31 protein-coding genes and 1 tRNA gene are annotated in these 26,470 nt (G+C 64.9%); 12 read left to right on the top strand and 20 right to left on the bottom strand.

Annotation, left to right across the window (positions count from 1 at the left end; translation table 11 throughout):
* Positions 1-42: 42 nt before the first annotated feature.
* Together J3E61_RS06990 and J3E61_RS06985 are read left to right on the top strand one after the other, a co-directional pair.
* A complete protein-coding gene (locus tag J3E61_RS06990) occupies positions 43-708 on the top strand; it encodes a DUF998 domain-containing protein (RefSeq protein WP_210083067.1) in 666 nt (221 codons plus the stop codon).
* A gap of 68 nt (positions 709-776) precedes the next feature.
* Entirely contained in the window at positions 777-1,271 is a 495-nt protein-coding gene (locus J3E61_RS06985; protein WP_210083066.1) for a DUF1772 domain-containing protein, read from the top strand.
* Between the two features lie 2 nt (positions 1,272-1,273).
* Here the strand turns inward: J3E61_RS06985 and J3E61_RS06980 are convergent, their stop codons facing one another.
* Positions 1,274-2,146 carry an RDD family protein gene (locus J3E61_RS06980; protein ID WP_192724516.1) on the bottom strand — a complete coding sequence of 291 codons (873 nt, stop codon included), beginning with the start codon at positions 2,144-2,146 and terminating at the stop codon, positions 1,274-1,276.
* Between the two features lie 28 nt (positions 2,147-2,174).
* Between J3E61_RS06980 and J3E61_RS06975 the strand changes: the two genes are divergently transcribed.
* Complete coding sequence (locus J3E61_RS06975; protein WP_210083065.1) at positions 2,175-3,167, top strand: stage II sporulation protein M; 993 nt, start codon at positions 2,175-2,177, stop codon at positions 3,165-3,167.
* Here J3E61_RS06975 and J3E61_RS06970 read toward each other — a convergent pair.
* Genes J3E61_RS06970 through J3E61_RS06950 form a run of 5 tightly spaced genes read right to left on the bottom strand, consistent with a single transcriptional unit; the run spans position 3,164 to position 8,501 of the window.
* Positions 3,164-4,486: a DUF58 domain-containing protein gene (locus tag J3E61_RS06970; RefSeq protein WP_210083064.1), complete on the bottom strand. Its 1,323-nt coding sequence runs from the start codon at positions 4,484-4,486 to the stop codon at positions 3,164-3,166. The two genes, J3E61_RS06975 and J3E61_RS06970, sit on opposite strands and share 4 nt — an antisense overlap.
* Positions 4,486-5,463: a MoxR family ATPase gene (locus J3E61_RS06965; protein WP_210083063.1), complete on the bottom strand. Its 978-nt coding sequence runs from the start codon at positions 5,461-5,463 to the stop codon at positions 4,486-4,488. Before J3E61_RS06965 ends, J3E61_RS06970 begins: the two co-directional genes overlap by 1 nt.
* Positions 5,460-6,617 carry a DUF4350 domain-containing protein gene (locus J3E61_RS06960; protein WP_210083062.1) on the bottom strand — a complete coding sequence of 386 codons (1,158 nt, stop codon included), beginning with the start codon at positions 6,615-6,617 and terminating at the stop codon, positions 5,460-5,462. Before J3E61_RS06960 ends, J3E61_RS06965 begins: the two co-directional genes overlap by 4 nt.
* A complete protein-coding gene (locus tag J3E61_RS06955; RefSeq protein ID WP_210083061.1) occupies positions 6,614-7,270 on the bottom strand; it encodes a DUF4129 domain-containing protein in 657 nt (218 codons plus the stop codon). Before J3E61_RS06955 ends, J3E61_RS06960 begins: the two co-directional genes overlap by 4 nt.
* Before the next feature lies 1 nt (position 7,271).
* Positions 7,272-8,501 (bottom strand): glycerophosphoryl diester phosphodiesterase membrane domain-containing protein, encoded by a 1,230-nt coding sequence (locus J3E61_RS06950; RefSeq protein ID WP_210085462.1) that lies wholly within the window; start codon positions 8,499-8,501, stop codon positions 7,272-7,274.
* Positions 8,502-8,604: 103 nt separating this feature from the next.
* Here J3E61_RS06950 and J3E61_RS06945 point away from each other — a divergent pair, with 103 nt between their 5' ends.
* Genes J3E61_RS06945 through J3E61_RS06935 form a run of 3 tightly spaced genes read left to right on the top strand, consistent with a single transcriptional unit; the run spans position 8,605 to position 10,270 of the window.
* Positions 8,605-9,069 carry a GatB/YqeY domain-containing protein gene (locus tag J3E61_RS06945; protein WP_210083060.1) on the top strand — a complete coding sequence of 155 codons (465 nt, stop codon included), beginning with the start codon at positions 8,605-8,607 and terminating at the stop codon, positions 9,067-9,069.
* Between the two features lie 49 nt (positions 9,070-9,118).
* On the top strand, positions 9,119-10,105 hold the full coding sequence (locus J3E61_RS06940; protein WP_210083059.1) for an LLM class F420-dependent oxidoreductase: 987 nt from the start codon (positions 9,119-9,121) through the stop codon (positions 10,103-10,105).
* Positions 10,106-10,117: 12 nt separating this feature from the next.
* The gene (locus J3E61_RS06935; protein WP_210083058.1) at positions 10,118-10,270 is read left to right on the top strand and encodes a hypothetical protein; all 153 of its coding nucleotides are present in this window, start codon (positions 10,118-10,120) and stop codon (positions 10,268-10,270) included.
* On the opposite strand, the gene J3E61_RS06930 is transcribed toward J3E61_RS06935, so the two are convergent.
* Positions 10,267-10,938, bottom strand: coding sequence for a phosphodiesterase (locus J3E61_RS06930; RefSeq protein WP_210083057.1), 672 nt, complete (start codon positions 10,936-10,938; stop codon positions 10,267-10,269). The genes J3E61_RS06935 and J3E61_RS06930 overlap by 4 nt on opposite strands.
* A 118-nt stretch (positions 10,939-11,056) precedes the next feature.
* On the opposite strand from J3E61_RS06930, the gene J3E61_RS06925 reads away from it, so the two are divergent.
* Positions 11,057-11,752, top strand: a complete 696-nt coding sequence (locus J3E61_RS06925; RefSeq protein ID WP_192724504.1) for a methyltransferase — start codon at positions 11,057-11,059, stop codon at positions 11,750-11,752.
* Positions 11,749-11,964, top strand: a complete 216-nt coding sequence (locus tag J3E61_RS06920; RefSeq protein ID WP_210083056.1) for a CDGSH iron-sulfur domain-containing protein — start codon at positions 11,749-11,751, stop codon at positions 11,962-11,964. Before J3E61_RS06925 ends, J3E61_RS06920 begins: the two co-directional genes overlap by 4 nt.
* Here the strand turns inward: J3E61_RS06920 and J3E61_RS06915 are convergent.
* The gene (locus tag J3E61_RS06915; RefSeq protein WP_210083055.1) at positions 11,947-12,963 is read right to left on the bottom strand and encodes an iron-containing redox enzyme family protein; all 1,017 of its coding nucleotides are present in this window, start codon (positions 12,961-12,963) and stop codon (positions 11,947-11,949) included. The two genes, J3E61_RS06920 and J3E61_RS06915, sit on opposite strands and share 18 nt — an antisense overlap.
* A 247-nt stretch (positions 12,964-13,210) precedes the next feature.
* Between J3E61_RS06915 and J3E61_RS06910 the strand changes: the two genes are divergently transcribed.
* Complete coding sequence (locus J3E61_RS06910; RefSeq protein WP_210083054.1) at positions 13,211-13,456, top strand: hypothetical protein; 246 nt, start codon at positions 13,211-13,213, stop codon at positions 13,454-13,456.
* Here the strand turns inward: J3E61_RS06910 and J3E61_RS06905 are convergent.
* From J3E61_RS06905 to J3E61_RS06870, 8 genes are all read right to left on the bottom strand, one after another.
* Positions 13,453-14,646 carry a HAMP domain-containing histidine kinase gene (locus J3E61_RS06905; protein ID WP_210085461.1) on the bottom strand — a complete coding sequence of 398 codons (1,194 nt, stop codon included), beginning with the start codon at positions 14,644-14,646 and terminating at the stop codon, positions 13,453-13,455. The two genes, J3E61_RS06910 and J3E61_RS06905, sit on opposite strands and share 4 nt — an antisense overlap.
* A gap of 59 nt (positions 14,647-14,705) precedes the next feature.
* The gene (locus J3E61_RS06900; protein WP_210083053.1) at positions 14,706-15,386 is read right to left on the bottom strand and encodes a response regulator transcription factor; all 681 of its coding nucleotides are present in this window, start codon (positions 15,384-15,386) and stop codon (positions 14,706-14,708) included.
* Positions 15,387-15,414: 28 nt separating this feature from the next.
* The gene (locus J3E61_RS06895) at positions 15,415-15,678 is read right to left on the bottom strand and encodes a ferredoxin (RefSeq protein ID WP_210083052.1); all 264 of its coding nucleotides are present in this window, start codon (positions 15,676-15,678) and stop codon (positions 15,415-15,417) included.
* Positions 15,675-16,850 carry an NADH-quinone oxidoreductase subunit F gene (locus J3E61_RS06890; protein ID WP_210083051.1) on the bottom strand — a complete coding sequence of 392 codons (1,176 nt, stop codon included), beginning with the start codon at positions 16,848-16,850 and terminating at the stop codon, positions 15,675-15,677. Before J3E61_RS06890 ends, J3E61_RS06895 begins: the two co-directional genes overlap by 4 nt.
* Positions 16,847-17,407, bottom strand: a complete 561-nt coding sequence (locus J3E61_RS06885) for a ferric reductase-like transmembrane domain-containing protein (protein WP_210083050.1) — start codon at positions 17,405-17,407, stop codon at positions 16,847-16,849. The genes J3E61_RS06890 and J3E61_RS06885 overlap by 4 nt, the downstream gene beginning before the upstream one ends.
* Entirely contained in the window at positions 17,404-18,309 is a 906-nt protein-coding gene (locus J3E61_RS06880; protein ID WP_210083049.1) for an FAD:protein FMN transferase, read from the bottom strand. The genes J3E61_RS06885 and J3E61_RS06880 overlap by 4 nt, the downstream gene beginning before the upstream one ends.
* Complete coding sequence (locus J3E61_RS06875) at positions 18,306-18,758, bottom strand: hypothetical protein (RefSeq protein WP_210083048.1); 453 nt, start codon at positions 18,756-18,758, stop codon at positions 18,306-18,308. Before J3E61_RS06875 ends, J3E61_RS06880 begins: the two co-directional genes overlap by 4 nt.
* 570 nt (positions 18,759-19,328) lie before the next feature.
* On the bottom strand, positions 19,329-19,940 hold the full coding sequence (locus J3E61_RS06870) for a TetR/AcrR family transcriptional regulator (RefSeq protein WP_210083047.1): 612 nt from the start codon (positions 19,938-19,940) through the stop codon (positions 19,329-19,331).
* Between the two features lie 159 nt (positions 19,941-20,099).
* Here J3E61_RS06870 and J3E61_RS06865 point away from each other — a divergent pair, with 159 nt between their 5' ends.
* Positions 20,100-21,014 (top strand): DUF2236 domain-containing protein, encoded by a 915-nt coding sequence (locus tag J3E61_RS06865; RefSeq protein ID WP_210083046.1) that lies wholly within the window; start codon positions 20,100-20,102, stop codon positions 21,012-21,014.
* Here the strand turns inward: J3E61_RS06865 and J3E61_RS06860 are convergent.
* The gene (locus J3E61_RS06860; RefSeq protein WP_210083045.1) at positions 20,975-21,583 is read right to left on the bottom strand and encodes a recombinase family protein; all 609 of its coding nucleotides are present in this window, start codon (positions 21,581-21,583) and stop codon (positions 20,975-20,977) included. The genes J3E61_RS06865 and J3E61_RS06860 overlap by 40 nt on opposite strands.
* A gap of 383 nt (positions 21,584-21,966) precedes the next feature.
* Here J3E61_RS06860 and J3E61_RS06855 point away from each other — a divergent pair, with 383 nt between their 5' ends.
* Positions 21,967-22,743, top strand: a complete 777-nt coding sequence (locus tag J3E61_RS06855) for a hypothetical protein (RefSeq protein WP_210083044.1) — start codon at positions 21,967-21,969, stop codon at positions 22,741-22,743.
* Between the two features lie 174 nt (positions 22,744-22,917).
* Complete coding sequence (locus J3E61_RS06850) at positions 22,918-23,580, top strand: hypothetical protein (RefSeq protein ID WP_210083043.1); 663 nt, start codon at positions 22,918-22,920, stop codon at positions 23,578-23,580.
* A gap of 365 nt (positions 23,581-23,945) precedes the next feature.
* Here the strand turns inward: J3E61_RS06850 and J3E61_RS06845 are convergent.
* The 3 genes from J3E61_RS06845 to J3E61_RS06835 all read right to left on the bottom strand — a co-directional run bounded on the left by J3E61_RS06845 (position 23,946) and on the right by J3E61_RS06835 (position 26,412).
* Positions 23,946-24,019, bottom strand: a tRNA-Pro gene (locus tag J3E61_RS06845).
* A 251-nt stretch (positions 24,020-24,270) separates the two neighbouring features.
* On the bottom strand, positions 24,271-25,380 hold the full coding sequence (locus tag J3E61_RS06840) for a PLP-dependent cysteine synthase family protein (RefSeq protein WP_210083042.1): 1,110 nt from the start codon (positions 25,378-25,380) through the stop codon (positions 24,271-24,273).
* Positions 25,381-25,455: 75 nt separating this feature from the next.
* Positions 25,456-26,412 carry a metallophosphoesterase gene (locus J3E61_RS06835; RefSeq protein ID WP_210083041.1) on the bottom strand — a complete coding sequence of 319 codons (957 nt, stop codon included), beginning with the start codon at positions 26,410-26,412 and terminating at the stop codon, positions 25,456-25,458.
* Positions 26,413-26,470 lie beyond the last annotated feature (58 nt).

Raw genomic sequence — 26,470 nt, 5'->3', positions numbered from 1 at the left:
CAGTACTGAACAGTCTAGTTTGATTCCGGCGAAAGGCCCGTCATGACCACGACCGATTGCCCACCACTATCGGTGCGGATCACAAAGTCGCTGCTCGGCTATGGCGTCATTGCGGGCCCCATCTACGTGGTTGCGGTCGCCGGCCAGATGGCGACGCGCGATGGGTTCGACCCGACCCGGCACGCGGCCAGTCAACTCGCGAACGGACACCTCGGCTGGATTCAGATCGCGACGTTTCTGGTCACCGGCGCGATGACGATCGCGGCCGCCGTCGGCGTGCGGCGGGCGCTCGGGCCGGGACGATTGTCGGCCTGGGCCTCCGGGCTGCTCGGTGTTTACGGCGTCGCACTTGTCGGGGTAGGCATCTTTCGGGCTGACCCGTCGGACGGGTTCCCACCTGGCACTCCACCTGGCATGGGTGAGGTCAGCTGGCACGGCATGGCGCACCTGATGGTGGCGAGCGTCGGTTTCGCGTGTCTGGTGGCAGCATGCTTCGTGCTCGGCGCGTGGTTCGCCCGCACCGGACAGTCGCGGTGGGCGTGGTTCTCCCGCATCACCGGCGTCGTATTCGCCGGCAGCTTCGTGGCGCTGGCATCCGGATCCGGCGGGGCGGCAACGATTCTCGTGTTCACCGCGGCCGTGGTGTTGGCGTGGGGCTGGTTGACCGCTTTGTCGGTGAAGCTGTACGGCGGCACCGGCCTGGCATAGACGCACGCGTATGGAGTCGGGACGGTCAACGATGGCCCGTCGCCGCTGGTCTCGGTTGACTTCATGGCATGAATACCAGCCCCGTCGTCCTCCTGACCTCGCTCACCGCCCTCGCCAGTGCCGCAGGCGGCGGAATGATGTACGTGTTCTCGACCATGGTGATGCGCGGTCTCGACCGCACCGGCCCGGTGGACGCCATCACCGCGATGCGCGGCATCAACGCCGAAGCCAACGCCAGCCCCGCGTTCCTGCTGGGGTACTTCAGCGCGACGATCCTTGCGCTGGTGGTCGGCGTCATCGCGGTCGTGCGACTGAATCAGCCAGGCAGTTGGTGGCTGCTGATCGGCGCGATCTTCGCAATCCTCGGTGCCATCATCACGATGGCTTTCAATGTGCCGCTCAACAACCACCTCGATTCGGTGAACCCCGCTGCTCTGTCGGCGGCCGATGCCGCGCGTGAGTGGCAGGCGTATTTCTCGACCTGGACGGCGTGGAACCACGCCCGCACCCTCACCGCTTTCATCGGAGCGGCGGTGCTGCTCGTCGGGCTACGCCACCGCTGACATCAGCTCGGCGGAGTGAAACCGCCCGAATCCGTTGGCGGTTGGGGCGGCGGCGCCTGGGGTGGATATGCCGGCTGGGCGGGCCACTGCTGCCACTGGGGTGGGGGAGCAGTCGGCGGGCCCGCGACCCGCAGCCGCTCGAGCTCGCGGCGATGCCGCTCGGCCAGCACCGCCGCCAGCACCAGTTGCGGCGGCGTGCCAGGCGGGGGCGGCGGGGAGATCTGGGCCACCACATCGGTGGTGATCCGATAAGCCATTGGGTCGCGCACGGCAGGATCCAATTGCGCTGCACGGGAAAGGAATTGACGGGCGAGCTCGGCCTGCTCGGGATTGAGGCCCGACAATTGGAGCGACGACGCCCACCACGCGAGCTGGGGTGGCATCGGCGGTGGTGGGCTCAGCCGTGGGGCGCGCTCGGTGATCACCACGGTGCCCGCGAAGAAGTCACCGATGCGTTTTCCCTTGGCGGACAGCAGGCTACAGATCACGGCAGGTCCGCCGAGGAATGTCCAGATCTCGAATATCCCGGCCAGCGCCCGAAAGAGCGCTTGACGAAAGCGTTCTGGACCACCGTCCTCCGACACCACCCGCAGCCCGAGCGCCATCTTGCCAAGCGATCTCCCCCTGGTCGCCGTCTCGAACACGACCGGATAACCCACCAGCGCCAGCACGGTGAAGATGATCAGGATGGCGGCCGACAACGCTTCGTCCAACTGCGTCAGCGTGGCCGCCCACAACAGCGTTCCGAGGATGTAGGCGATGAACACCACCGTGATGTCGATCATCGCCGAGAGCGCACGCACCGGTAGCTGGGCGATCTGAACATCAAGGACCACCGCGTCCCCGGTCACCACTTGTTCTTGCTGGCCGACCATGGCAACCCACGCTACTAGGATTTGCCATGTGGATGTCGACGCGTTCGTGCTCGCGCATCGCCCGACGTGGGACCGGCTCGAGACGCTGGTCAAGCGTCGTCGGCGATTGACCGGCGCGGAGGTAGACGAACTGGTCGATCTCTATCAGCGGGTGTCGACTCATCTGTCGATGGTGCGCAGCGCTTCGACCGATGCGCTGCTGATCGGCCGCTTGTCGGGTTTGGTGGCGCGGGCGCGTTCTGCGGTGACCGGCGCCCACGCACCGCTGTGGAGCGAGTTCATCCGGTTCTTCACGGTGTCCTTTCCCGTCGTGGTGTACCAGGCCTGGCGGTGGTGGCTCGGCACGGCCATCGGGTTTCTGTTGGTGAGTGTCTTGGTCGCGCTGTGGATCTCCGGTAACCACGAGCTGCAGTCCAGTCTCAAAACCCCAAGCGAGATAGACCAATTGGTCAATCACGACTTCGTGTCGTACTACAGCGAGCATCCGGCGGGATCGTTCTTCTCGCAGGTGTGGCTGAACAATTGGTGGGTCTCGGCGCAATGCATCGGCGCCTCGATCCTGCTCGGCATCCCGATTCCCTGGATGCTGTTCCAGAACGCCCTCAACCTCGGCGCGAACGCGGCGTTCATGTTCGACGCCGGTAAGGGCGACGTCTTCCTCAGTCTGATCCTCCCGCACGGGTTACTGGAACTGACAGCGGTGTTTCTTTCCGGCGCAGTCGGCATGCGGCTCGGATGGTCGGTGGTCGCACCGGGGAACCGGCCCCGCACTCAGGTTCTCGCTGAACGCGGCAGGGCGGTGGTCGCGGTGACCATCGGGTTGTTCGGGGTGCTGTTGGTTTCGGCGATGATCGAGGCTTTCGTGACTCCGTCGTCGCTGCCGACCGCAGTGCGCATCGCCATCGGCCTTGGGGCCGAAATCGCTTTCCTCGCTTACATTTTCCACTTCGGGCGCAAGGCCGCGAGGGCAGGCGAGACCGGCGACATCGACGACGCCCCCGACGTGGTGCCGACGGGCTAGAGCCGTCCGGTGGCTTTCATCGCCAGATAGTGGTCGGCGAGTGCGGGCGCCAACTCCTCGGGCGGGGCGTCCACCACGTCGACGCCCGAGCGGCGCAGCCGCGACGCGATCGCGCGCCTGTCGTTGCGCGCCCGTTCTGCCGCCGCGGCGTCATATACTTCGGCGGCGTCGGAGCGGCCCGCGGCAAGGCGTTCGATGCGTGGATCCGCGACGGCTGCGAGCAGTATTTGATGCTTGGCCGACAGTTGCGGCAGCACCGCCATCAGGCCTTCGTCCAGTGCCGAGGCGTTGAGGTCCGTCAACAGCACAACCAGCGCCCGTTGCCGGATTCGCCGTCGCACCGCGGCCACCATCGCCCGTGCGTCCGATTCCACCAGTGCGGGCTCCAGGGGCGCCATCGCCTCGACCAACTGCGCGAGAAGTTCGGTACGCGACGCGTTGTGGACGCCGCTTCGGGCCACCCGGTCGTGGGCGATGAAGTCGACGTGATCGCCTGCGCGCGCCGCCAACGCGGCCAGTAGCAGCGCGGCGTCCATCGACCAGTCCAGCCGCGGCCAGCCGCCGGGATCGCCGGCGGTCGGGTCGACTCCGACGCGGCCCGCCGACGTGCGGCCGGTATCGAGCACGATGACCACGCGTCGGTCACGCTCCGGCCGCCACGTCCGCACCACCACGTCGCCGCGCCTGGCGGTGGCACGCCAGTCGATGGATCGAACGTCGTCGCCGATGACGTATTCGCGCAACGAGTCGAATTCGGTGCCCTGGCCGCGGATCAGCACCGGCGTCATGCCTTCCAGTTCACGCAGTTTCGCGAGCCGGGCGGGCAGGTGCTTTCGCGAAAGGAACGGCGGCAGGATCCGGATCTGCCACGGCACCCGGTGCGAGCCCTGCCTGCCGGCCAGCCCCAGCGGCCCGACCGAGCGTGCCGTGACGAGCGCGGAACGCTGATCGCCGCGGCGCACCGGGCGTAGCGTGGTGACAAGGCGAACCTGCTGGCCCGCAGCGACATTGACGGCGTGCGTGCGCGGTTGCGGGCGGGCACTGGGCGCCCATGCGTCGCGGATTAGGCCGCGGAAGCGTGCACTGCCCGCGTTTTCGACCACCAACTCGGCTTCGACTGGCTGGCCGAGCCGAGCCGCCGTCTCGCCAAGCCGGCTGCACTGCAGCCTGCGTGGGCTCGCGGCCAGCGCGATATCCGCGACGATGCCCGCGACCAGGGTCGCCAGCAGTACGGCAAAAGTGGTTGCGGGCCAAGGTGATACCGCGATCGGCAAAACACAGATCAGCGCGATCAGGCCGACGCGGCCGGTCAAAATCACTAGCGCGGTACCGGCACGGCCGCGAGTATGCCGTCGAGCACGCCGTCCGGGTTGGCGCCCTCCAGTTCGGCCTCCGGCCGAAGGGATACCCGGTGGCGCAGGGTCGGCCGGGCCATGGCCTTGACATCATCGGGGGTCACGTAGTTGCGGCCGGACAGCCACGCCCAGGACCGCGCCGTGGCCAGCAGCGCCGTCGCCCCGCGTGGCGACACACCCAGTTGCAGTGACGGCGAGTGCCGCGTGGCTCCGACGATGTCGACGATGTAGCCGAGCACCTCGTCGGCCACCAGCACCTCACGAACCGCCTCGCGGCCGGCCGCCAGCTCGGCCGCTCCGGCAACGGGTTTCACCGCCGACAGGTCGCGTGGGTCGAAGCCCCGCGCATGCCGGTTGAGGATCGCGATCTCCTGCTCGCGCGGTGGCAGGGGCACGTTGAGCTTCAGCAGAAAGCGGTCCAGCTGCGCCTCGGGTAGCTGATAGGTGCCCTCGTACTCGATCGGGTTCTGTGTCGCGGCGACGATGAACGGGTCGGGCAGCGGACGCGGCTCGCCCTCGACACTGACCTGGCGTTCCTCCATGGCCTCCAACAAGGCGGCCTGGGTTTTGGGCGGGGTTCGGTTGATCTCGTCGGCGAGCAGCAGGTTGGTGAACACCGGGCCCGAGTGAAACTCGAATTCCGCTGTGCGGGCGTCATATACGAGTGAGCCGGTCACATCGCCGGGCATCAGGTCGGGGGTGAACTGCACGCGTTTGAACTCGAGTTGCAATGCCGCGGCCAGGGTTCGCACCAGCAGCGTTTTCGCCACGCCCGGCACACCTTCGAGCAATACATGGCCACGGCAGAGCAGCGCGATCACCAACCCGCTGACGACGGCGTCCTGTCCGACGACCGCCTTGGCGATTTCACCGCGCAACGCCAGCAAGGCGTTTCGCGCGGAGTCCGATGTCGCGGTGGTCTGGGCGGTTGGCTGAGTCACGATTGGGCGACCTGCCTTTCGAGGTTGTCGAGTTCGTGCGCGAGGTTGACTAGTTCGGGGTCGCTGGCTGGTGGTGGCCCGAAGAATATGTGTGTCACCGCTGGTGGAGACGATCCGCTGCGTTCGGCGACCGCCGCGGTGATCGCAGGCGGGTCTGCGTCGGGCCCGAGACCGAGTCGAGGCGTCATCCGTTGCAGCGCAGCGGTGCGCAGCGCTTCTGCTGCGCGATCGCGCGCACGCTGTGACCGGTACAGTCGGCCACGCCCCTCGACGGTCTCCGAGGCCCGGACCACTACGGGCAATTGCTCTGCAACCAGCGGGCCGATGCGGCGGCCCTTCCAGACCGCCAGCACTGCGACCACCAACACCAACTGCAGAAGGACCCATTTGACCGGCGCGGGCATCAACCCGAAAAGCCCCGGGCTGCCGCTGGATTCGGTGCCGCTGGCCTCGCTGTGCTGGGGCGCGTACCAGATCAGCCGCGGATGCGATCCAGCCAGATTCATCGCCAGCGCGGCGTTGCCCTCCTTGAGCAGGCCGGAGTTGGTCATGAAATCCGCTGAGCTGACGACCGTCACCTCACGGCCGTTTTCGGTGTAGCGGACCAGCGCTCCGCCATAGCAGCGCGTCACCGACACCTTGCCTGCCGCCTCGTAGTCATCGCCGAGGCCGAGTTGCACCCGCCCCGCGCGGTTCGCCTCACGCATGTCGCAGTCGGGTTTTGCATCGGCGAAGGCGATCGTGGAGCCACCGAGACGCACCTCGGGGGCGAGTTGCTCGCGGGTTCTGGATATCGGCGAAACCAACAGACGATCACCGGGCAGCGCGGCCAACCGGCGCAGCACGTCGTCGTCGGACAGATACATCGTTTGCGCGATGAGAAGTAGGGTGTCGGGTCGCGCAGCGGCTTCTACCGCGGCGATGTCGCCTGCCGCGACGACGTCCACGCCGTGCTCGCGCAGGATCGTCACCAGCGCTCGGGCGCCTTCCGGTGACGTCGATTCGGGGTCCATCGGGCCGCCGGGTCGCGGCGCCGTCAGTAATGCGCTGACGGCGGCCACCGCGATGATGACGGCCAATGCGAACAGCACCCATCGAGCACTTCGCCATCGCTGGGTGAGCGTCGGCCCGACTGCGGTATCGCGGGCTGTCATCGCACTTCGGCCCAACCGTCGGCAGCCGCGGGGACCACAGCCGCGGCGTTGGAGGTGGCCGACGTGCGTGATCTCAGGTGGTTGTCGAGGTCGGCGATCATCCGGTAAGCAGCCTCGGTTCCCGGCCGCTCACCGTACCTGACGTCGTTGAAAGCCTCTGCTGCCCCGCTCAATTCGGTGGCCAGCGCGGGTAGCGCGCGGCCGGCGTCGCGCGCGAGTTCGGTCGCGGTGCGGCCGGGTACGGGATCGAGGACCGAGCTCTCCTCCAACTGCCGGGCGACGGCCCTGAGCCGGTTGCGGATCGCGGCGGACCAATTGCCTTGTGCCGCATTCTGTTCGGCAGTGGCGCGGTGTTGAGCGGCGCTGAGCTCGTGCTCGCCGAACAGTGCATGCTCGCCGCGACGGTTGGTGCGCATGGTGCGTCGGGCGATGCGGATAGCGACCACGATGGCGATCGCAAGCAGAATCCCCAACACGCTCAGCGTCAGCCAACCGCCGGGCACCGATGCGCTGGCCTCCATCATTCGGTACAGCATCTCGTTGATCCAGTCGAGAATCCGATCGGTCAGTGATGCCTTGGGGTATATCGGCTTTGCGAGCTCGTGCTGCGCCGCCTCGTGCGCGGCGTCGCGGTCGATGTCTATTGTCGGCACGTCAGGGTTGGCGGGTCAGCCACAGGTGGTCGGTGGAATCTGGTGGAGCGCCGGGCCCCAACCACGCACCGGTCTGCAGCACCATGTCGAACGCCTCGGCCCGGATGCGGCGGTCGGTGTAGAGCAGCACGACGACACCGGCAGAGAACGGCGCGGTGATGATCTGGCCGATCGCGCTACCCACGGACAGCAGCACCAGAGCGAAAAGGAACGCCATCGTGGAAGACGCTGCAGTCAGCAGGATTTGGCCGCCGAGGCTGAATGGTACAGATACCGCTCCCGCCACCACTGAGGTCACGATCATGGCGAGCAGCCAGATGCCGAACACCCGCCAGAAGTCGTTGCGCACCAATTTGAATGAGCGCGCAACGGCAGGGAAGATCGCGAGCCGTTCCAGCACGATGAGCGACGGTGTGAACATCAGCATCGTGGCCAGATAGATCATGCCGAGGGCCAGCGCGATCACCAATGGCACGCCGACAACGGCGGCCGCGGTACCGTTGGCCGCCACCGCGACTCCGGCGATGACGAGCACACCGATGGTGACCAGGACGACGGCGCCGAGCACCTGCAGCACCGCGAAGCCGATCAGCGCCCACAGTCGGGGGCGCAGCCGCTGCCACGCCTCCTTGACGGTGATGCTCGCGCCGAACACGGCACGTCCGACGACGACGGTGAGCATGCCGCTCAACAAGATGGACGACAGCCAGGTGGCGGCTGCGCCTGCGATGCTGGAGGCCGACGAACCGATCAGCAACCCGGTCGAAACTTCCTGACCGTTCAGCGTCGGCTGAAGCTGACCCGTGACGGCGAACGGGCCGACCGATAAGACGAGCGCAAGAAGTTGTGCGATAACCACCACCGCGGTCGTCAACCCCAGCGTCGCTTTGGGATTGGCGCGGATGTAGGCCACCGCCCCGTTGAAGATGTCCGACAGGGTCAACGGCCGCAACGCAATCACGCCGGGCTTGAGAGCCAACGGTGCACCGTACCCGGGCGGGGGGTATCCGGGTGGTGGGTAGCCCGGCGGGGGGTAGCCACCCGGGAAGCCGTAGCCAGGCGGCGGGTAGCCCGGCGGCGGGTATCCCGGCGGGGGATAGCCCCCAGGGGGTGGATAGCCCTGATACGGGGGCGTCGGATGACCCTGGTAGCCCGGCGGCGGATAGCCGGGAGGTGGATAGCCGGGCGTCGGCGGGCCAGTCGTGGGGTAGCCGCCGGCGTCGTTGCTCATGGTCACCATCCTGTCGATGACAGTGCGAATTGACAACGTCGTCGACGGCGCGCCGCCGGAAAGGCGCACCGGCCTGCGGCCGCCCCGGCGTAGCGTTTGCGTCATGGCCGAACTCAAAGACCGGTTGCGCGCTGACTTGACCTCCGCGATGAAGTCACAGGACAAGCTGCGCACCGCGACGTTGCGGTTGGTGCTGGCGGCGATACAGACCGAAGAGGTTTCAGGGAGTGCGCCGCGTGAGCTATCCGACGCAGACGTGATCAAAGTGCTCCAGCGCGAGGCGAAAAAGCGCGGTGAGTCGGCCGAGATCTACACGCAGAACGGCCGCGGCGAACTCGCGGCGAACGAGCACGCCGAGGCTCGCATCATCGACGAGTATCTGCCGACGCAGCTCACGGAAGCCGAGGTGGCCGACGTCGTCGACACCGCGATCGCACAGGTGGCCGAGGAGATCGGGGAGCGGCCCGGCATGCGACAGATGGGCCAGGTGATGAAGGCCGCGACCGCCATTGCCGCAGGCAAGGCCGACGGCAAGCGACTGTCGGAGGCGGTCAAGAACAGGCTGTAGCCGGTTCGTCGATCGTTTCTCGGGAAAGACGCCCGGGTACCCGAGTGCCATGACGCGTTTTGGCTACACCCTGATGACAGAACAGAGCGGCCCTAAAGAGCTTGTCCGTTATGCCGTTTCGGCGGAACGCGCAGGCTTTGACTTCGAGGTGTCCAGCGACCACTACTTTCCGTGGCTGGCGTCGCAAGGCCATGCGCCGTACGCGTGGTCGGTGCTCGGTGCCGTCGCCCATGCGACCGAACAGGTCGAGCTGTTCACCTACGTCACCTGTCCGACGATGCGGTATCACCCCGCAGTCGTGGCGCAAAAAGCCGCGACACTTCAGATCCTTGCCGATGGGCGATTCACGCTCGGCGTAGGCAGCGGCGAGAATCTCAACGAGCACGTGGTCGGCGGGCGCTGGCCGACGGTGTCGCGGCGCCAGCAGATGCTGAAGGAAGCCATCCAGATCATCCGCGAGTTGTTCACCGGCGAGCTGATCGACTGGAAAGGTGAGTATTTCGAGGTTGACTCGGCCCGGATATGGGATGTGCCCGAGTCACCCGTCGCGATTGCCACGGCTGTCTCCGGCGAGCGGTCGGTCGACATGTTCGCGCCGCTGTCCGACCATCTGATCGCCGTCGAGCCGAACAAGGACCTCGTCGATGCATGGCATGACGCACGCCGCGCGACCGGACTGCCCGGCGACGTGCGCGTGATCGGGCAGATACCGATCTGTTGGGACCCCGACCGCGACGCCGCGGTCGCGCGTGCCCACGATCAGTTCCGCTGGTTCGGTGGCGGCTGGGCAGTCAATGCCGATCTACCGACGACGGCGGGATTCGAGGGTGCCACGCAATTCGTGAGGCCGGAGGATGTCGCCGAATCCATCCCGTGCGGACCGGATCTCGACGCAATCGTCGACGCTGTGCGCAAGTACTGGGAAGCCGGGTTCACCGACATTGCGCTCGTGCAGATCGGCGATGACAACCAGGAGCTCTTCCTGAAGGAAGCCGCGGGCTCACTGCTGGAGCAGTTGCGCGCCGAATCCCATTGAGAGGAAACAACTATGCCAACCGGTAAAGGGATCTACGACGACGAAAACGCCGACGAGCCAAAGGGCGGGCGTCCCGGTCCGAAAGATGAAGGCCGCGAAGGCGGTATGGCGACCCGGGAGGAAGCACCTGATGTCGCGGAGACCGACGCGGAGCCCACTGCTTAGTTTGCTTCTCTGCCTTCGCGACTGCGTCGATACGCCGCTCGGCGAATGTTCGCGAGCCAACCGGGAGCCAACTGCACGTCCTCATCGCTGTGGAGTACGGGATCGAACGCGATGTCGTCGTTGCTCGGATCCAGATGGAGCAGTTTCAACCGTGCCAGCGGTTCGAAGTCTCCGTTGCCCTTGGCTTGTTCAATATCGAACTCTATTCCACCAGAGTCGATTTGATTGCTGATCGTGTCCAGCGACAGGCCGGGCTCATCGATCTTGGTGACCAGTCTGGCGCGCACCCACCACGTCCCATCGCGGAATCGAAGCGGCATCAGGCTGGAGAACGACGTGCCAGACCACGACCGTGTCGGTCCGAGGACGAAGCGGCTGTTCGCGATCGTCGAGGCCAGCAGGACATCCCATGGCACGCACGAGCGCAGATCCTGTGGAGGCGGGATACGCCAGGCGAGGCCGGCGACGTCGGCCATCGCACCAGGTAAGCCCACGCCTTTGGAGACCCGGCCGATGATGTCGCACGACTGCATCGGCAGTCCGTGGTCCGGTGGCGCTACCCGCTCGAGTCGGCCCGCGGCGAGGACACCATGCGGATGGAACAGCCGACTCTGGCGGATGGCGGCTCCGAGCCGCACCGGCAACGCCACGACGTCAGATGCATGCACCAGGCATGTGTGCCCTGAATGCCGCAGTGCAAAACCCATACCAGTGGTTTAACGCAGCCGATACCGGGCATTAATCACCGCAGTGCTGGACGCACAAGCAAACACTGTCGAAAGGCCGATGTTGACAAGGGCATACACCGACCTGGATTTTCCAGCCGTTGTCGAGGGTGTTTACACACCACAAGCGGACTCTCAACTGCTCATCGACGTCATGGACAAGACCGGCCTCGCGCGTGGTCACCGCGTCGCCGACCTGTGCACCGGCAGCGGTGTGGCCGCGATCGCCGCCTACCAACAGGGCGCCACCGAGGTCACGGCCTTCGACATCTGCCCGCGCGCCGTGCACTGCGCGCGAAGCAACGCCGCCGGCGCCGGCTTCGATGTCGCGGTGCACCTCGGATCGTGGGCGCGCGCGATCGAATTCGGCCCATACGACTTGATCGTCTGCAACCCGCCATACGTGCCGCATGATCCGAGCGCCGAAGGTGTGCAGTTCCCGTCTCATCTCGGGTCCTCGGTGGCGTGGGATGCCGGATACGACGGTCGCATGGTCCTTGACCCCTTGTGCGCCTCCGCGAACGATTTACTCGCTACCGGCGGCACATTGCTGTTGGTGCAGTCGGAGTTCGCCGGCCCCCGTCAGACGTTGGCGCAGCTGGCCAGCACCGGGCTGGACGCGGAAGTCATTGCATGGCAATGGATTCCCTTTGGTCCGGTGCTGTCGTCACGGGCGCAGTGGTTGGAGGAGACGGGTCGGCTCGAGCCGGGCCGGCGCGAGGAAGAGCTGTTGGTGATCAGGGCGGACAAGGCGTGAGCGACGACGAGCCCCGCATCGTGCGGGTGGTGCCCGCAGGCCCGGTGATGGTGCAGGGGCCGGTGCGCATCGAGATGGCCGACGGCAGCGTCGTGGAGTCCGACCGGTTCATGGTCGCGATCTGCACCTGCCGGCGCAGCAAGAGTTACCCGCTGTGCGACACCAGCCACCGCTGCCGTCAGCGGCCCGAACGGTCAGAGCGGTCGGCGTAGCGACGAGCGGCCCGACTTCCAGCACGCCATCACATGTGCGGCGAGTCGGTCTTCCACGACGTCACGTGCTTTGATGCCGAACACCACGTCGCGGTCCAAATGCGGTTCGCGCGCAACGAGATCCCCGACCACATCGGTGCGGACCACCTGTTCGTGCACTGCGTCGGCGACGATGTGTTCGCGGTAGAAACTGATGCACGCCTGCGGTGCGCCCATCCGCTCCAGCGCGTCGACCAGGCGGCGAGACCCCGGTGACGACGTGATTTCCGTCGATGCGAAGTGCCCGACGGCCGCGCCGCGCAGTTCGCGGTGCAGACCGAACAGCGACATCAGGTTGACCGAAGCCAGTGCGTCGGCAGGAACATCGTCGAGATAAGCCAGGTACGTCGAGTCGAGGCCGGCGGCGTCCAATAGGTCGGCGAACAGCTGCTGATGCACCAAAGGTCCACGACCACCGCCGTATTCGTCGAACTCGACAGCGACGAACGATGCCTTGGCCTGTCCGATCAAGCGAGGTATCGCGAACGCGTGCGGGTCGGCTTCCTTGAGGTGATACAGCGAGCGGTGCACGAAGTACTCCCGCATCTGATCCCAGGTGCCGCTGTCGCGCAGGTAATACGACGGGCCCTCACCGTCGACCGGTTCGATCGACAACGCGTCCATCGCGTCGGCCGCGGTTTCGTCTTCGGCGATCTCGCCGACGTCGTGCCGGACCGCGCTCAGGAACGCCTCCTCGAGGCGGCCGCGCACGTGCAGCAGCCCCGGATTCCATTCCCAGCGCGGGTTGACGCCGTCGAACCCGCGGTAGTGCAGTTCGTAGCAGACGTAGAGGGCCAGCTGCAGGTCGAGACCGTACGGGTCGGCCTCACAGAGGGGAACGTCGGTCGGACGGGCGTGCAGCGCCGGCCTGCCGCGCGCGAGCGTGTCGATGATCGCCGATGAGAGAGGGCCGACGGCACGGGGCAGCTTGGGTTCGATCGAGGTCGACGGCAAAGTCACGCCGCATGTAATTCCCCACCAAACGGGCAGTCAAACTACTTCCGAGCGACTCCGTGACGAGCGTCTGCGGCCGATATCCAGCATGCGAAATGCCGTAGACCAAAAGGTACGGAAAAGGCGGGTGTCACCACTCGTGCCGCAAATCCGTCGGCGTGATCGCGAGCCTAATGTCGTGGGGGTTTGTTTAGTTCTAGAGTTGGTGGGGAAGTCGGCTCCCAACGTTGTCGAGTCGCAGGGGGAGAACGTTATGGTCGGCACGCTGATAGCCATCTACCTCATCGGCTGGTTGCCCGTGAGCTTTGTGGCGTACGCGGCGGGCACCCGTCTTGCAGATCGCAGAGCGCGCGCGGACCAGCCGTTGATGATGGTCGTCAGCCTGGCCGCCGGCGCCATCTGGCCGCTGTTGGTCGTCGGGCTCGTCGAGATGAGTTCGGTGATGGTGCTGACGAAGGTCCCGTCGAAACCCCGACGCAGTATCGGCATCTACGCCTAGTCGCGTCCGCAGTCGGCGGCGGGCACGGTGAGGGTGAACGTAGCTCCCTGTCCGGGTGTCGAGATCACCGCGATGTCGCCGCCGTGAGCCTGGGCGATTTCGCGGACCAGCGCCAGGCCGATGCCGTAGGGCTCGCGGCGCGAGGTTCCGGTGTGGCTTGCGCCGTGCGAGAACCGGGTGAACAACGTCGGTAGCGCTCCAGGATCGATGCCAACTCCGTCGTCGGCCACTGTCACGTTGACGTGCTCGTTGGGACGCGACAGCCGCACGTCGATGCTGCCGCCCTGGTGTTGGTGGGCCAATGCGTTGTCGATGAGGGACGTCAGAGCTCTTCGAAGTGCAGGTTCGGACCCCATCACGTCGAATTTGTCATTGGCCGACTCGGTGTTCTCTAAATGGATTGTCACACCGAGGGATCCGGCATGATCGGCCATGCTGTCGCAGACCGCCTGGGCCACCGCCGACAGGCTGACAACCTCGCGGGGTGGGGCGCCGGCCATCATCGTTGCTGAGGCGAGAAGGTCGTCGACGATGTTGCCGAGTACCCGAGTATCGGCGACCAGCGCGTTCGCGTCCTTCTGAAGCGCGGGGAGGTCGCCGTCGCTGGCCCGATGCGCGAGCATCTGCGCGCGAGTGTGAAGTACGGTCAGCGGTGCCCGCAGTTCGTGGGACGCGTCGGCGACGAAACGCCGTTGCAGCGCGAGTGCCTGAGCCAGCGGCCGCACCGATCGCCTGGTGAATAGCACGACAACGGCGACTGAGGCCAAGATGCCTGCCAATTCGGCGAGTCCGAGCGACAGCAGCAGTCGATTCCGGCCCGCGTGATACGGACCCAGATCGAGAAGTGCGACGACCCTGCCTTCCTGGCGATCCATCACAAGAGCGCGGAGTTCGGTGCCACCGACGCGGAGGTCGGTGAAACCCGTTGGGCCGGTGAGCAATGCGACCCCGGGCTGACCGCCGTCGCTCGTCGATACCTTGCCGTTCTTCTCGAGTAGTACCAGTTCCATGCCGGGCGGCGGATCGTTGACGTCGTCGGCGGTGGCGGCAACCCTTTGCAACTGGCTGCTGATCTGACGGTTCTGCACGCGGACGTCAACGATGAACACGACGGCTCCGACCACGAGCAGCACAACTGCAAGTGCCAGCGAGGCCTGGACGGCGGCGATCCTGCCTGCCCGTTGCACCACCGTCAGATCGCTTACCGGCGCCGGCGGTTCCGGTCGGTGATCTGGGCGACGCGGCGTGCTCACTCGAGACCGAACCGGTAACCCGTGCGATGGACGGTTCGGACCACGTTCTTGCCGAGTTTCCGCCTCAAATAATGCACGTACGAATCGACGGCACCCGGTGTCTCGGCGCCATCGAAGACGGAATCGAGCAGCTGCCCACGGCTGAACACCCGCTTGGGTGCCGTCATCAACATCGCCAGCAGCGATGCCTCGCGCTCCGACAGCTCCACATCCACACCAGCCGGGGTGGCCCCTGACACCTGTCGCGTCACCCGGTCCAGCCGCAAGCCTCCCGCACAGACAGTCGCGGATGTGCTGTCTGTTCGCCGCAACAGTGCCCGGACTCTGGCCATCAGTTCCGGGATCTCGAATGGCTTCACCAAATAATCCTGTGCACCTGAGTCAAGGCCCTCGACGCGGTCGGCCACCGCGCCGCGGGCGGTGAGCAAAAGGGCTGGTGTGACGATCCCGCGAGATCTCAGCAGCACGATGAGTTCGGCTCCGTCCATCACCGGCAGGCCGCGATCCACGACCATCGCGTCGTAGGCACCGGTCAGCCCACGGTGCAGTCCCTGCTGACCGTCGTAGGCCGTGTCAACCCGGTATCCCTGCTCGGCGAACAGTTCGGCAAGCATCGCGCTCAGCGCGCGGTCGTCCTCCACCAGCAACAGAACGGGCCCGGAGGTTGGCGTGGCCACGCTGCGAGCGTGCCACGCTGCGCGGTCCTCAGCGCGCGGAATGCCGCCCACCGGTCTCCGGGGTGGTTGCCAACAGGGAAAGCGCAAGTCGCGGGCAGCGTCCGACTGCGGCGCGCGCGTTACGCAACGCCTGCACTGGAACGGCAGGTTCGCGCGACCCGTCGCGGGCCAGCGGGTAGCCCCATGGGTCGCGGCGGAGGACATCCGGCAGGAGTTCAACACACAACCCACGTCCGTCACACCGCGTCCAGTCGACGTGCAGTCGCTGCGTCGGCTTCTTCGTCGACTTCATACCGCCGACACCTCGGCGGCTTCGCAGCTGCGATGCCGATGACGTTCGATGTCTGCGGAGAATGTCTCGAGGGCACTGCGAATCATTCGCGCGGTTCCGTCAGGATGCCTGCACGCGCCCCGACCCTCGACCAGACCGACCAACCTGCGTATCTCCCTCACATCCGTGTTCTGGGCACGTTCGTATGCAAGCTTGCCGAGCAGTTCAGCCAACCGGGGAAGTCCGGTCGTGCACGGTCCGCATTGGCGTGCGCTTTGGGCGGCGAGGTAATCGACGATCTCGGCGGTCCGCGCGAGGCCGCATTCGTCGATCCGCAGCGTGTGCACGATGCCGACGCCCGACACCCCGGTGCCGTCAAGGGCACTTGCCGGGACCCAGGTGCCGTGATAGCCGCCGAGGAGCGCGGCGCGCACGACCTCGGGGCGTGGGATCAGGTCGGCCACCGGCGTGCCGCCCGGAACTTCCACGACATTCTGTTTGGCCGTGGCGCCCGACAGCGTGACCAGCATGCTGCCGGGATTGTTGCGGCCGCCGACAGACCGAAACCAGTGTGCTCCGAATCGGGCGATCAACGCGATATGCGCTAGCGTTTCAACGTTGTTGACCAGCGTGGGCCGTCCCCGCACGCCCGATATCGCCGTGACCACTGTGCGGCCCCGCGGTAGCGCCGGACCTCCCTCGATTCGCCGGATCAGTGCCGACTCTTCGCCCGCGACGAACGTGTTCGGCGCCTCGACCACCGTCACCTTGAACCGGTCGAGACCACTGGCCCGTCGCTGGGTCAGCGCGCGAGTCACGTCGGGTACCAGGTGAGTCGGCAAGTACAGGTAGACCTTGTCGGCGTCCACGGCACCGGCCGCCAGTTCGAGCCCGTCGAGCACCAGGTGGGGCGCGGCGGTCAGAAGCACCGCATCCTTACGACTCAGCGGTTCGCCCTCTGCGCCGTTGCCTACGACTACCGGCTTGCGGCCCGAAACTGCGGCGATTTTCCGACCCGTGGGGAAGCCGGCACCGCCGCGCCCGGACAGTCCTGCCGCGTCGAGCAACGAAATCAATTCGGGTGCATTGACTTTGGGGCAGTCACCGAACCGAAAGTGATGTGCGGCCAGTGCGGGCCCCTGCGCGGCAAGGAGACGTGGCATGTGCGGCGGCGCAATGTGATTCGTTGTCATGCGCGCCCCGATACTCGCGCATCGGCGTACTCGGCGAAGTTGGGCCGCAGCCGCCACACGAGTGCGGCGGCGACCGTCAGTGCGCAGCAGCCGGCGAACGCCAGAAACCATCCGCGGTAGGCATCTGTTCCGTTTCCCATCGCGTGCGCCAACGCGACCGGCCACAACGCATAGGTCAGCCAGTGGACGGCGCGGAAAGCCCGTAGGCCGAGGCGATGTCGCAGCAAGCTGCTGACGATGATCACGACGAGAAGATCGACGGCGAGTGTTCCCAAGCCTTGCCACAGCGGTCGGTACGCGCCGAGGAAGGGCACGATGAAGTCGACCAACCGCAACTGTGCGTACGGGTCCAAGAAGAGCAGCGTGATGTGCAGCGTGACAAGAAGAGTCGCGGAAAGGGCGGCGAAACGGTGTACATCGGCGACGGCGAACCTGGGCAGCGCCTGCAGCGGGCGGCCCGAGCGAGTGGCGATGCCCAATGCCACCGAGATGGTCAGGAACGCAAGGGCTGTGATGCCGGTGCCACGGCCGACGGCCCACAGTGCTTCGTCGGTCATGGCCAGCCTCCAACGGTGTGAACCTCCAGGTTTTCGTCCACGAGTCGTGCAGGCATGCCAAGGGCTGCAATCCATTTCAGTGCCGCCCAGCCCCGAACGATTGCAGCCGTACTGACGGTGTTGGCCGCGAAGCAGCTTTGTGCCGCGACACTGACGGTGCGCCACACCGGATCTGCCGACCGGCCTGTCCGCGGATCGAGGATGTGGTGGACGAGCTGCTCGTGATTGCGCCAGCGCCGCCGCACCGTGCTCGACGTGGCCAGCGCCGCGCCGTCGGGCAGGGCTATCGAGCTCGCCGGGTCCGCGTCGTCGTCTTGGACCAGTATCTGCCAGCCGCCGTCGGGTGCCGGTCCCGCAGTGGCAATGTCACCGCCGAGATTGATCAGCACTCCGCAGCCGGTGACGATGTGTACACGGCGCGCGCATCTGTCGGCGGCGACCGCCTTGGCCGTCGCCCCGAGGTCCAGGACGACTCCCGGCGGAACGGTGACGTGGCGGCCGTGCAGGGTGATCATCGGCCACGAGGCAGGAATGGTGATCGAAGTGGCGAGCGTCGGTGAACCGGTGACTGCACCGAAATCGCGGTCATAGCCCAGGGCCACCAACGCGGCGCCGATCGTTGGGTCGACGTCACCGTCGGTCAGGCGCGCCGCGGTAAGCGCGGCGTCGATGAGGTCCGCGAGCACCTCACTGACCGCCATCGGCCGACCGGAAGACATTGCAAGAGCGTTGATTTCGGAGTCGGGGCGGAACCGCGACGCGGCGGCATCGATGGCGTCGAGTTCGTTGTCGACTCCGCGACGCGCGACGTCCAGAGCTGCCGGATCGGTGACGACGATCTGCATGTCGGTGCTCCACCGCTGCCATTCGGTGGACGCCGTCTGTTCGATGACGGTCGTCATGATCCGCGGGACCGCGAGATCTGGGGTGAGAAGTTCGGCGCCCTCACCGTCGTGGGAGTGAGCGCTCGCCGGGTTGAGGTGCTGCGCGGTGTCGTCGGGGCCGGAGCCTGGCGCGTGGCGGGAGCCTGCTCGACGGTCGTCTCGGGGATATACGTCGGCTGGGGTGTGTATGTGCGGGTCGGCGCTTGCTCGACGGTCGATTCGGGCGTCGCAGTCGGTGGTGGCGGAGGCGGGGCGACGGGCGGGCCTGGCGGAACGTCTGGCACCGAACTGGGTGCGACTACGACGGGCGCTTGCTCGACGACGTCGATCGGCGGCTCGGCAGGCGCCGGCTTGACCGTGTCGGCGTAGGCAAGGGCAGATGCGCCGGCTACACCGGCGATGCCGATGCCTGCCAGCGCCCACGACGTGGCGGCGGCCCGGCGGAATCCCGAACGCGTTGAGTCCATGGCCGCCGATATTGGCAGTCGGTTCTTTGAGCGTTCCAAGAACTCGGCGGCCGAGCCGGTTCAGCGTGAGCGGATCACGCCGAGCAGATCACACAGTCGGGGTGGCGGGATTCGAACCCACGACCTCTTCGTCCCGAACGACCGTGACCAGGTCATATGGAATCAGTTGGCCATCGGCGAGCATTCGCGGTTGTCGACGGAAAAGGCCCTTTGAAGTGCAGCGTTCGATGTGCAATTCGTGAACAACCACCAACGATCAATCGGGCAAGAAGCGTACCCGCTTGCGTACCGCAGTCTTTAAGACCATGACCTACTCGATGCGAACGAGTCGACATGGGCGTTTGTTGCGGTTGACACCGTTGGCTGCGACAGGAAGTCGCTGGCCAGAGCGTTGGTGATGCTGGCGGGCGATGGCGGTTCTCGGAACTGCTGCGGACGCATTGCGGACGCTCGCCGCTTTTTGCCTGATTCCGGAGAGGAGCTGACGCTGGCCGTTCGAGGCGCGGCGGGTCGGGGCAAGGGGCCACCCCCACCCCCTTCGCTGTCGGGCTGACGGAGACCGAGCGTTGTTCAGCGAGTGCGTTGTCGGGCCAAGGCGGAGGTGGTAGCCGCTTGGGTGATGGGCAGGATGTGTCGGCGGGCGTAGTCCTCGACGTGTTGTCGTGTGGTCAGGGCATCGCGGACTCGCGGCGTCAGTAGTAGCGACTGGGTCAGTCGGACAAGAATTTCGGCGAGGCCATAGGTGTCGGCGGGCGCGATGTCGTCCTTGAGTGTGGATGTGATGTGGCCAGCAAGGTATGTAGTAGCCATGTCGAGGGCCGGTCCGGCACCAGTGGTCAAGATGGGCAGCACCGATTCTGGGTCCGTTTCTAGGGCGCGACCGAGCAATGGGTGTGTGTGGACGAACCAGTAGATGCCGGTGAAGCCTGCAACGATCTTGTCCTGAGGGTTGTCCAGTACCCCTATGTCGCTGTCGACCGTGGTGAATAGCGTCTGAATTTCACGCATCACTACTGCGAGCAGGAGTTCGTTCTTCGTTGGCCAGCGCCGATACACCGTCATATGTGAGACGCCCGCGCGTTTAGCGATCCCCTCGATGGTGGTGCGTCTGCTTCCGAAGCTGACCAGCGTGTCCAACGCGGCGTCCAGGATGCGCTCTCGCGTCGCATCAACCGATGTCACAGGTCACATTGTCGCACCGCTAAGCCTGGACCCGATAGGGTGTTAGCATTTCTCTAACTTCCTAACATTGGAGGATGGATGACTACGGCTAGCCCCATCAGTTCCGCCGCACCGATTCGCGAGAGCAACCACCGATTCCAGCGATTTCTCGGATCGACGATGTTCGCTCCCTTCGCTGGTGCATTTTTCGACCAGGTGATGCTGCCTGAGGTCGCTGCCGGAGTGGAATGGACCGGCCGCATCCGCAATACACCTTTCGAGCGAGCGATGCGGTCCGCAGCAGCCGACCAACTTGCGTTTGTAGGCAGTGCCGCCGACAACAAAGCCTTCGGCGAGTGGCTTCGCCAAGCGCACCGCGATGTCAAAGGAACGGGTCCCAATGGCGTACGGTTTAGCGCCCTGAACCCCGAATCATGGAACTGGATCATGACCAGCGCCATCATTGCTTTCCAGAATGCTTACACGCCGATCACCGGCCAACGACTGACCGACGCAGAGCGTCAAGAGTTCTACGAGTTCCTACTGGAAAAATTCGAGCACGTGCAGCTATCCGGTAAGCATTCTCGGCTGCCGGGCAAGTATCGGGAGCTGCTCAACTGGTACGACTCGGTGCTTGACGGCAAGGGAGAGCACAACATCACGGTGGCCAATGCGGTGGACACCTTGCGCCACCCGCCATTTCCACCGTTCCTGCCGAACTTGATGAAGCCGGTGTGGCGGCCGATTGGTGAGCTAGCCGGCCACCTCGCCAGCGTCTATTCGTTCGGCATCATGCGGCCCAAAGCCCGTGCCCTGACAGGGTATTCGTGGACGGGCCGACACGCTTTCCAATTCCGCCTCTACACTGCGATACTCCCGACTATCTATCGGCGAGCGCCCAAGCGGCTAACGATGGCTCCCATGGCATACCACTATTGGCGTTACAGCCAACTAGCCGACCAATATCGATCCATGCAACTCGACAACTTCGCCCCGAGCTGCCCCGCCGGCGGTAGCGCACCCGTTCGTGAGGCCGGTTTCACACCGCCTCTACGTCAACCTGTTTCAGTGGAGGCGTCAGACAGCACGCGGTAAATGGTCGCACGGCTGACACCGAGTGTCGCCGCGATGGTGTTGGCAGAATCTCCGCTTGCGTGCATCCTTTGCGCAAGAGCAGATTTCGATTCGTTCAAAGCCTTGGGGCGACCGATGGACTGTCCACGCGCCCGGCGCGCTTCGCGAGCCGCAGCCCGTCGCTCCCGGCCCAACTCCAACTGCAATTCCGCCAAGCTGGCAAGCACGCCCGCCACCATGCGCCCCGTCGCATTCGACGTATCGATGCCCTCACGGAGCGACCGCAATAGGATGCCTCGTTCACCGAGGTCCCGGATTGTCGTCATAACCTCTGCGGCGTTGCGGCCTAGCCGGTCGATCCCGACCACCACGATGGCGTCACCCTGGCGTGCGTAATCCAGTAGCGAAGCGAGACCGGGACGCTGCTCGCGGGTCGAGGTGCCCGAGAACTTGTCCGAGTAGACGCGGGCAGGATCGACGCCCGATGCCGTAAGTGCATCGACTTGTTGGTCGAGGGACTGGTGCCCGGTGCTTACTCGCGCATATCCCAGTTGAGTGCCCGTCGCGGTGGAGGTTGCGGAGAGTGCCATGAAGAGATTGTCTCAAAAGTCTCAGAACATATCAATATGAGACTCTCTTTTTGCGTCAACTTTTTGAGACATCACCATCTGCTAATTTCTATGACGCAACGCATCCCAGCGGACTCGTCTCAATTCTTTAGAATTGAGACAATGTGGAGCGCACGTAGGGCAGCTAGCCAAATTCGCACCAAATTCGGCTGGAGAAGCATTTGGGGTGTCCTTGGAGGCGAGACCGACTATGCTTCGCGGCATCTTTCATTCTCTGTATTCGCTTCTATTTGCTGGTCGACAGAGTTGGAGTCGAAATGCCTGGAAACGGGGCGACTCGTCCGGCGATACGATACATCCGATGGTGGATCATCTCGATCTGCTTAGCGCTTATCGGAGGCGGTGTGGCCTTCGCATTCGTCCATTTAGAGGATGGGCCAAAATACTTCGTATCGGGCGCTCTTGTCGGGGCTGGCTTAGCCGGCGTGCTGACTGAAGTGTTCACCGCACCAGATCGTCGTGAAAGCGAGAGGAGGCTTGACGAACTACGCGGCGGCAACGTCGGCAGCTATCGGCTCGCCTACCGGATGGGTGAGTTTGTGTGGGGCTTCTATGCACACTTATCAAAGGGCGAGACGACGCATCGGGAAGTTACCGAATTTCTCAGGCAAGGAGAATCGCTCGGTATTGAAGATGGTCTACAAGCTATGATCTCCCGGGCTAACAATCCGAGCGAGACCATCGACTTCAATGACATAAAGAGCCGTGTGGAACAAGCATTTACGTACAAAGGGCAACTCCTTGAGCGGTTCTTCGACATCGGATGGTATGTGTTTGTACTACGTGGCGATGATGCCAAGACAGATGCCGGAGCACGCAATAAGGTCGGTGAGGATCTAAAGTTTGAGCTTGACGCTGTAAGTGCAGTCATCTCTGGGGTTTCTCCACACCTTGCGTGGACGAACATCCAGCAACTCTGGGATGAGCACAAGATCACCGACGCGCAGGTTGACAGGCTCCTCCTTGCGCTTCACGGATTCTTCACCTTCCTAGAAGACGATCAAAAGGAATATCAGCGGTTCAAGCAGGTCATAGTCATGATCAGCGAAAAAGAGTTGGTGCAGAACCCAGCGAAAAAATTGCCAAGTATTATGCATGCACTTGCGGGATTGGGTCTCTAGAGGACGAGGCGCGATGGCTCCCGCGCTCCGATCTTTCGCTTCGACCTTTGAGAAATCCACAACGTTAGATATGAGACGTACTGCTTACTATCCGCATTAGCGAAGGTGTGTTCCTTGAACGGCTCCGGCGAGTAACCGGATCGTAGGGGTGGAGAACGTCGGTATCGTTGTCCTGTGCTTCATGAGACTTGGCGTGATGAGAGTGAACGTCTCTGGCGTTCGTTCGTGGACCTGCGACAGATGATGGAAGACACCGCCACAAACGAACGCATCGCAGCCACCGACCCCCTGCGCCAGTTTTGCCGACACGCTTTCGAGTTGCGCGACTGGTTGCTAAACGCGCCTGATGTAGATCCCGTCGCAAAAAGCTCGATAAAGCAACTGTTCGGTACACCGTCAAACAATGCCGCCAAGCGTGTGCCAGCCACATCAGTCGCGCTCGCAGCCTGCGCTGACATCGCCAATGCGACAAAACACTTCGAGTTGAACCGGCCAAGCTTCTCAGAGGGCGGCTACGCCAAAATCACCGGCGAGTCGAAGTCATCACTTAGCGATCTACCGGAATTTTTTCGCGCCCTCAGCGGTGATGTCCCGCGCTTATACGGCGAGCATCAGTGGCACTGGTGGATCGCCATCAACGGCGAGGACCACGACGCTTTAATGCTCGCCGAAAGGGCCATCGGCGACTGGACGGCCTGCCTCGCAAGCGTTGGGCTGGCTAGGCCCTTTCCGGGCGGCTGGATCTACCTGACCGCCGACGGCGCATGGGAATATTGGTCCGAGCAGCGTGGCGGATGGACAAACCTTGAACCCGATCCTGGTGCCGTCAACGGCTGAGTCAGCTTCGGCCCGGTTTTCGCCCCCGCTAGTACCGGCTTTCAGAGCGCCATAGGCGGCTTCGATTCCCGGTAGCTTGCAAGCAAGAACTCTCGCCAGAGGTGCGGACTGCTGCGCGGTGCCGTCGAAAGCCCTGGCCCGGTCTGGGATTACCGTGTGCGTACGACCGGGGGTGGTTCAAATCTCAATGGTGAACAAGGCATTGACCGCTTGCCAGGCCTTTGCGTGTCAGGACCAATTTCGAAAAATATATGGCCCCATTGGCAGGCCGTTCTCGGATCTACTGCGGACCAGCTCCGGACTGCGACAGAAAAAGACCCCGACCAGAACGACTGGTCAGGGCCTGTGATCTGCGACGACGCGAGTCGGGGTGGCGGGATTCGAACCCACGACCTCTTCGTCCCGAACGAAGCGCGCTACCAAGCTGCGCCACACCCCGCGTGAAGCCACGACAGCGTATCGCACCGGCGGTCGGTGAAGCCAAACGGCTTTCGTACGTTAGCCAGATCACGACACGCCGCGGGATGGAAGTCACTTGTCGGTGGCGTTATGCACACTGACGGCAGTAACTCCAGAATCGAGGCACGAAATGACTGGGCTTGGAGCTTCCATCTACCTGGGATTCTTCGCCCTGGCCGCATTGTGGCTGTTTCTGACCTCCGATGGGCCACTCACCGGCGGATCCGACGATCAAGGCCAGCGGCCCGAGCGCTCGAACTCCACCAACACCTCGGCCGATGCCGAGGGATCAATCCCCTGGCTGGTCAGCCACTCGCCGCAGAAGTAGGTGTCCGCGTAGCGGTCGCCGCTGTCGGCGAGCAGCGTCACTACCGAGCCGCTGCGCCCCGCCACGATCATCTCGGCCAGCAGGCCGAACGCCCCCCAAAGATTCGTCCCGGTTGACGGGCCGACCCGACGGCCGAGAACTTTACTGACGTGGTGTGCCGCCGCGACCGACGCGGCGTCTGGCACCGCCACCATCCGGTCCACCACCTCAGGCAGAAACGACGGCTCAACCCTCGGCCGGCCGATGCCCTCGATCCGCGACGACATACCGGTGACGACATCGCGGCGGCCTTGCGCATAGGACGGGAAGAAGGCCGAGTTCTCGGGATCCACCACGCACAACCGCGTCGCGTAGCGCCGGTAGCGGATGTAGCGGCCGATGGTGGCGCTGGTGCCGCCCGTCCCCGCACCGACGACGACCCACTCCGGAATCGGATGCGTCTCGTCACGCATCTGCTCGAAGATCGACTCGGCGATGTTGTTGTTGCCCCGCCAGTCGGTCGCACGCTCGGCATTGGTGAACTGGTCGAGGTAGTGGCCGCCGGTCTCTGCGGCCAGCCGTTCCGCCTCGGCGTACACCTGCGACGCCTCGGCGACGAAATGGCAACGGCCGCCTTGAGATTCGATCAGCGCGATCTTGGTGGCACTTGTCGATGACGTCATCACCGCGATGAACGGCAGACCCAGCAGCGCCGCAAAGTAGGCCTCCGAAACGGCCGTGGACCCCGACGACGCCTCGATGACCGTGGTGCCCTCACCGATCCAGCCGTTGCATAGCCCGTAAAGGAACAACGACCGCGCCAGTCGGTGCTTGAGGCTGCCGGTGATGTGGGTGGTCTCGTCCTTCAGGTACAGCTGAATGTCGCAGCCGTCGCACCACGCCGCAGGCAATGGATAGCGCAGCAGATGGGTGTCGGCGCTGCGCCTGGCGTCGGCCTCGATCAGCCGAACCGCGTTGTCCACCCATGAGCGCGGCTGGCTCCGAACAGCCGTCGCGGCCTTTTCGGTGGTCATATCCCGGCGAGTGTGGGGTTATGACACGCTTTAGCGCCGAAAGCGTGCGTTAAGCCCACACTCGACAACGGTTCTTCACCGCACCGAAACGCTCGGGTGGGACTCCGCCCTTTTTCCCGCGTCACGCCCGCCGATGGGCGCCGCCACCAACGTCAGCAGCGTGGCCTCCGGCCGGCAGCAGAACCGCACCGGATAGTAAGGCGACGTGCCGATGCCCGCCGAGACGTGCAGTTGCGTCCGTGCACCCCACCGCGAAGCACCCTTCGCGCGCGACCTGTCGAGGTCGCAGTTGGTGACGATGGCGCCGTAGAACGGCAGACACAGCTGGCCGCCGTGCGTGTGGCCGGCCATCACCAGCTGATAGCCGTCGGCGGCGAAGCGGTCGAGCACCCGCGGCTCGGGGGAGTGCGTCAGCCCCAGCGTCAGGTTCGCCGCCGGGCTGGCCGGGCCCGCGATGGTGTCGTAGCGATCCCGCGACAGATGCGGATCGTCGACACCGGCGACGGCGATGCGCAGACCGGCCACCTCGAGCTCGCGCTTGGTGTGCGTCATGTCCAGCCAGCCGCGCTCGGTGAACGCCGCCCGCAGGTCCTGCCAGGGCAACGGTTCGCCGTGGATGCGGTGGCTGGGCTTGGTCAGGTAATTCGCCGGGTTCTTCGGCCGCGGCCCGAAGTAGTCGTTGCTGCCGAAGACGAAGACACCCGGGGCAGCCAGCAGATCGCCCATCGCCTGAACGACGCCGGGCACCGCCTTCGGGTGCGCCAGGTTGTCGCCGGTGTTGACGACCAGATCGGGCTCCCAGCGGGCCAGGTCGCGCAACCAGGCCTGCTTGCGCCGCTGCTTGGGCCGCATGTGGATATCGCTGATGTGCAGCACCTTCAGCGGTGACGAGCCGGGCGACAGCACCGGCATGGTCACTTCGCGAACCACGAACGCGTTGCGCTCGATCAGCGACGCATAACCGATCCCTGCTACGACCGAACCGACGGTCACGGCTGCGGTGTTCTTCAGGATCGACGAACGGGCGGGCATGTAGAGAGCCTACTGCCAGTTACTGGCAGGCACCGTCTTCACACCCGGTGCGCGTGGT

It is taken from the genome of Mycobacterium sp. OAE908 (assembly GCF_017872775.1).
Taxonomy (GTDB): Bacteria; Actinomycetota; Actinomycetes; order Mycobacteriales; family Mycobacteriaceae; genus Mycobacterium.
The sequence above is the reverse complement of the archived record's forward strand: the minus strand, read 5'-3'. Positions and strand labels throughout refer to the sequence as shown.

What these genes read in the sequence shown, in the direction of transcription:
- J3E61_RS06990 (WP_210083067.1), top strand. Translation starts at nt 43, where the DNA reads ATGACCACGACCGATTGCCCACCACTATCGGTGCGGATCACAAAGTCG.
- J3E61_RS06985 (WP_210083066.1), top strand. Translation starts at nt 777, where the DNA reads ATGAATACCAGCCCCGTCGTCCTCCTGACCTCGCTCACCGCCCTCGCC.
- J3E61_RS06980 (WP_192724516.1), bottom strand. Translation starts at nt 2,146, where the DNA reads ATGGTCGGCCAGCAAGAACAAGTGGTGACCGGGGACGCGGTGGTCCTT.
- J3E61_RS06960 (WP_210083062.1), bottom strand. Translation starts at nt 6,617, where the DNA reads ATGACAGCCCGCGATACCGCAGTCGGGCCGACGCTCACCCAGCGATGG.
- J3E61_RS06950 (WP_210085462.1), bottom strand. Translation starts at nt 8,501, where the DNA reads ATGAGCAACGACGCCGGCGGCTACCCCACGACTGGCCCGCCGACGCCC.
- J3E61_RS06945 (WP_210083060.1), top strand. Translation starts at nt 8,605, where the DNA reads ATGGCCGAACTCAAAGACCGGTTGCGCGCTGACTTGACCTCCGCGATG.
- J3E61_RS06940 (WP_210083059.1), top strand. Translation starts at nt 9,119, where the DNA reads ATGACGCGTTTTGGCTACACCCTGATGACAGAACAGAGCGGCCCTAAA.
- J3E61_RS06935 (WP_210083058.1), top strand. Translation starts at nt 10,118, where the DNA reads ATGCCAACCGGTAAAGGGATCTACGACGACGAAAACGCCGACGAGCCA.
- J3E61_RS06925 (WP_192724504.1), top strand. Translation starts at nt 11,057, where the DNA reads ATGTTGACAAGGGCATACACCGACCTGGATTTTCCAGCCGTTGTCGAG.
- J3E61_RS06910 (WP_210083054.1), top strand. Translation starts at nt 13,211, where the DNA reads ATGGTCGGCACGCTGATAGCCATCTACCTCATCGGCTGGTTGCCCGTG.
- J3E61_RS06895 (WP_210083052.1), bottom strand. Translation starts at nt 15,678, where the DNA reads ATGAAGTCGACGAAGAAGCCGACGCAGCGACTGCACGTCGACTGGACG.
- J3E61_RS06890 (WP_210083051.1), bottom strand. Translation starts at nt 16,850, where the DNA reads ATGACAACGAATCACATTGCGCCGCCGCACATGCCACGTCTCCTTGCC.
- J3E61_RS06885 (WP_210083050.1), bottom strand. Translation starts at nt 17,407, where the DNA reads ATGACCGACGAAGCACTGTGGGCCGTCGGCCGTGGCACCGGCATCACA.
- J3E61_RS06880 (WP_210083049.1), bottom strand. Translation starts at nt 18,309, where the DNA reads ATGACGACCGTCATCGAACAGACGGCGTCCACCGAATGGCAGCGGTGG.
- J3E61_RS06875 (WP_210083048.1), bottom strand. Translation starts at nt 18,758, where the DNA reads ATGGACTCAACGCGTTCGGGATTCCGCCGGGCCGCCGCCACGTCGTGG.
- J3E61_RS06865 (WP_210083046.1), top strand. Translation starts at nt 20,100, where the DNA reads ATGTTCGCTCCCTTCGCTGGTGCATTTTTCGACCAGGTGATGCTGCCT.
- J3E61_RS06860 (WP_210083045.1), bottom strand. Translation starts at nt 21,583, where the DNA reads ATGGCACTCTCCGCAACCTCCACCGCGACGGGCACTCAACTGGGATAT.
- J3E61_RS06840 (WP_210083042.1), bottom strand. Translation starts at nt 25,380, where the DNA reads ATGACCACCGAAAAGGCCGCGACGGCTGTTCGGAGCCAGCCGCGCTCA.
- J3E61_RS06835 (WP_210083041.1), bottom strand. Translation starts at nt 26,412, where the DNA reads ATGCCCGCCCGTTCGTCGATCCTGAAGAACACCGCAGCCGTGACCGTC.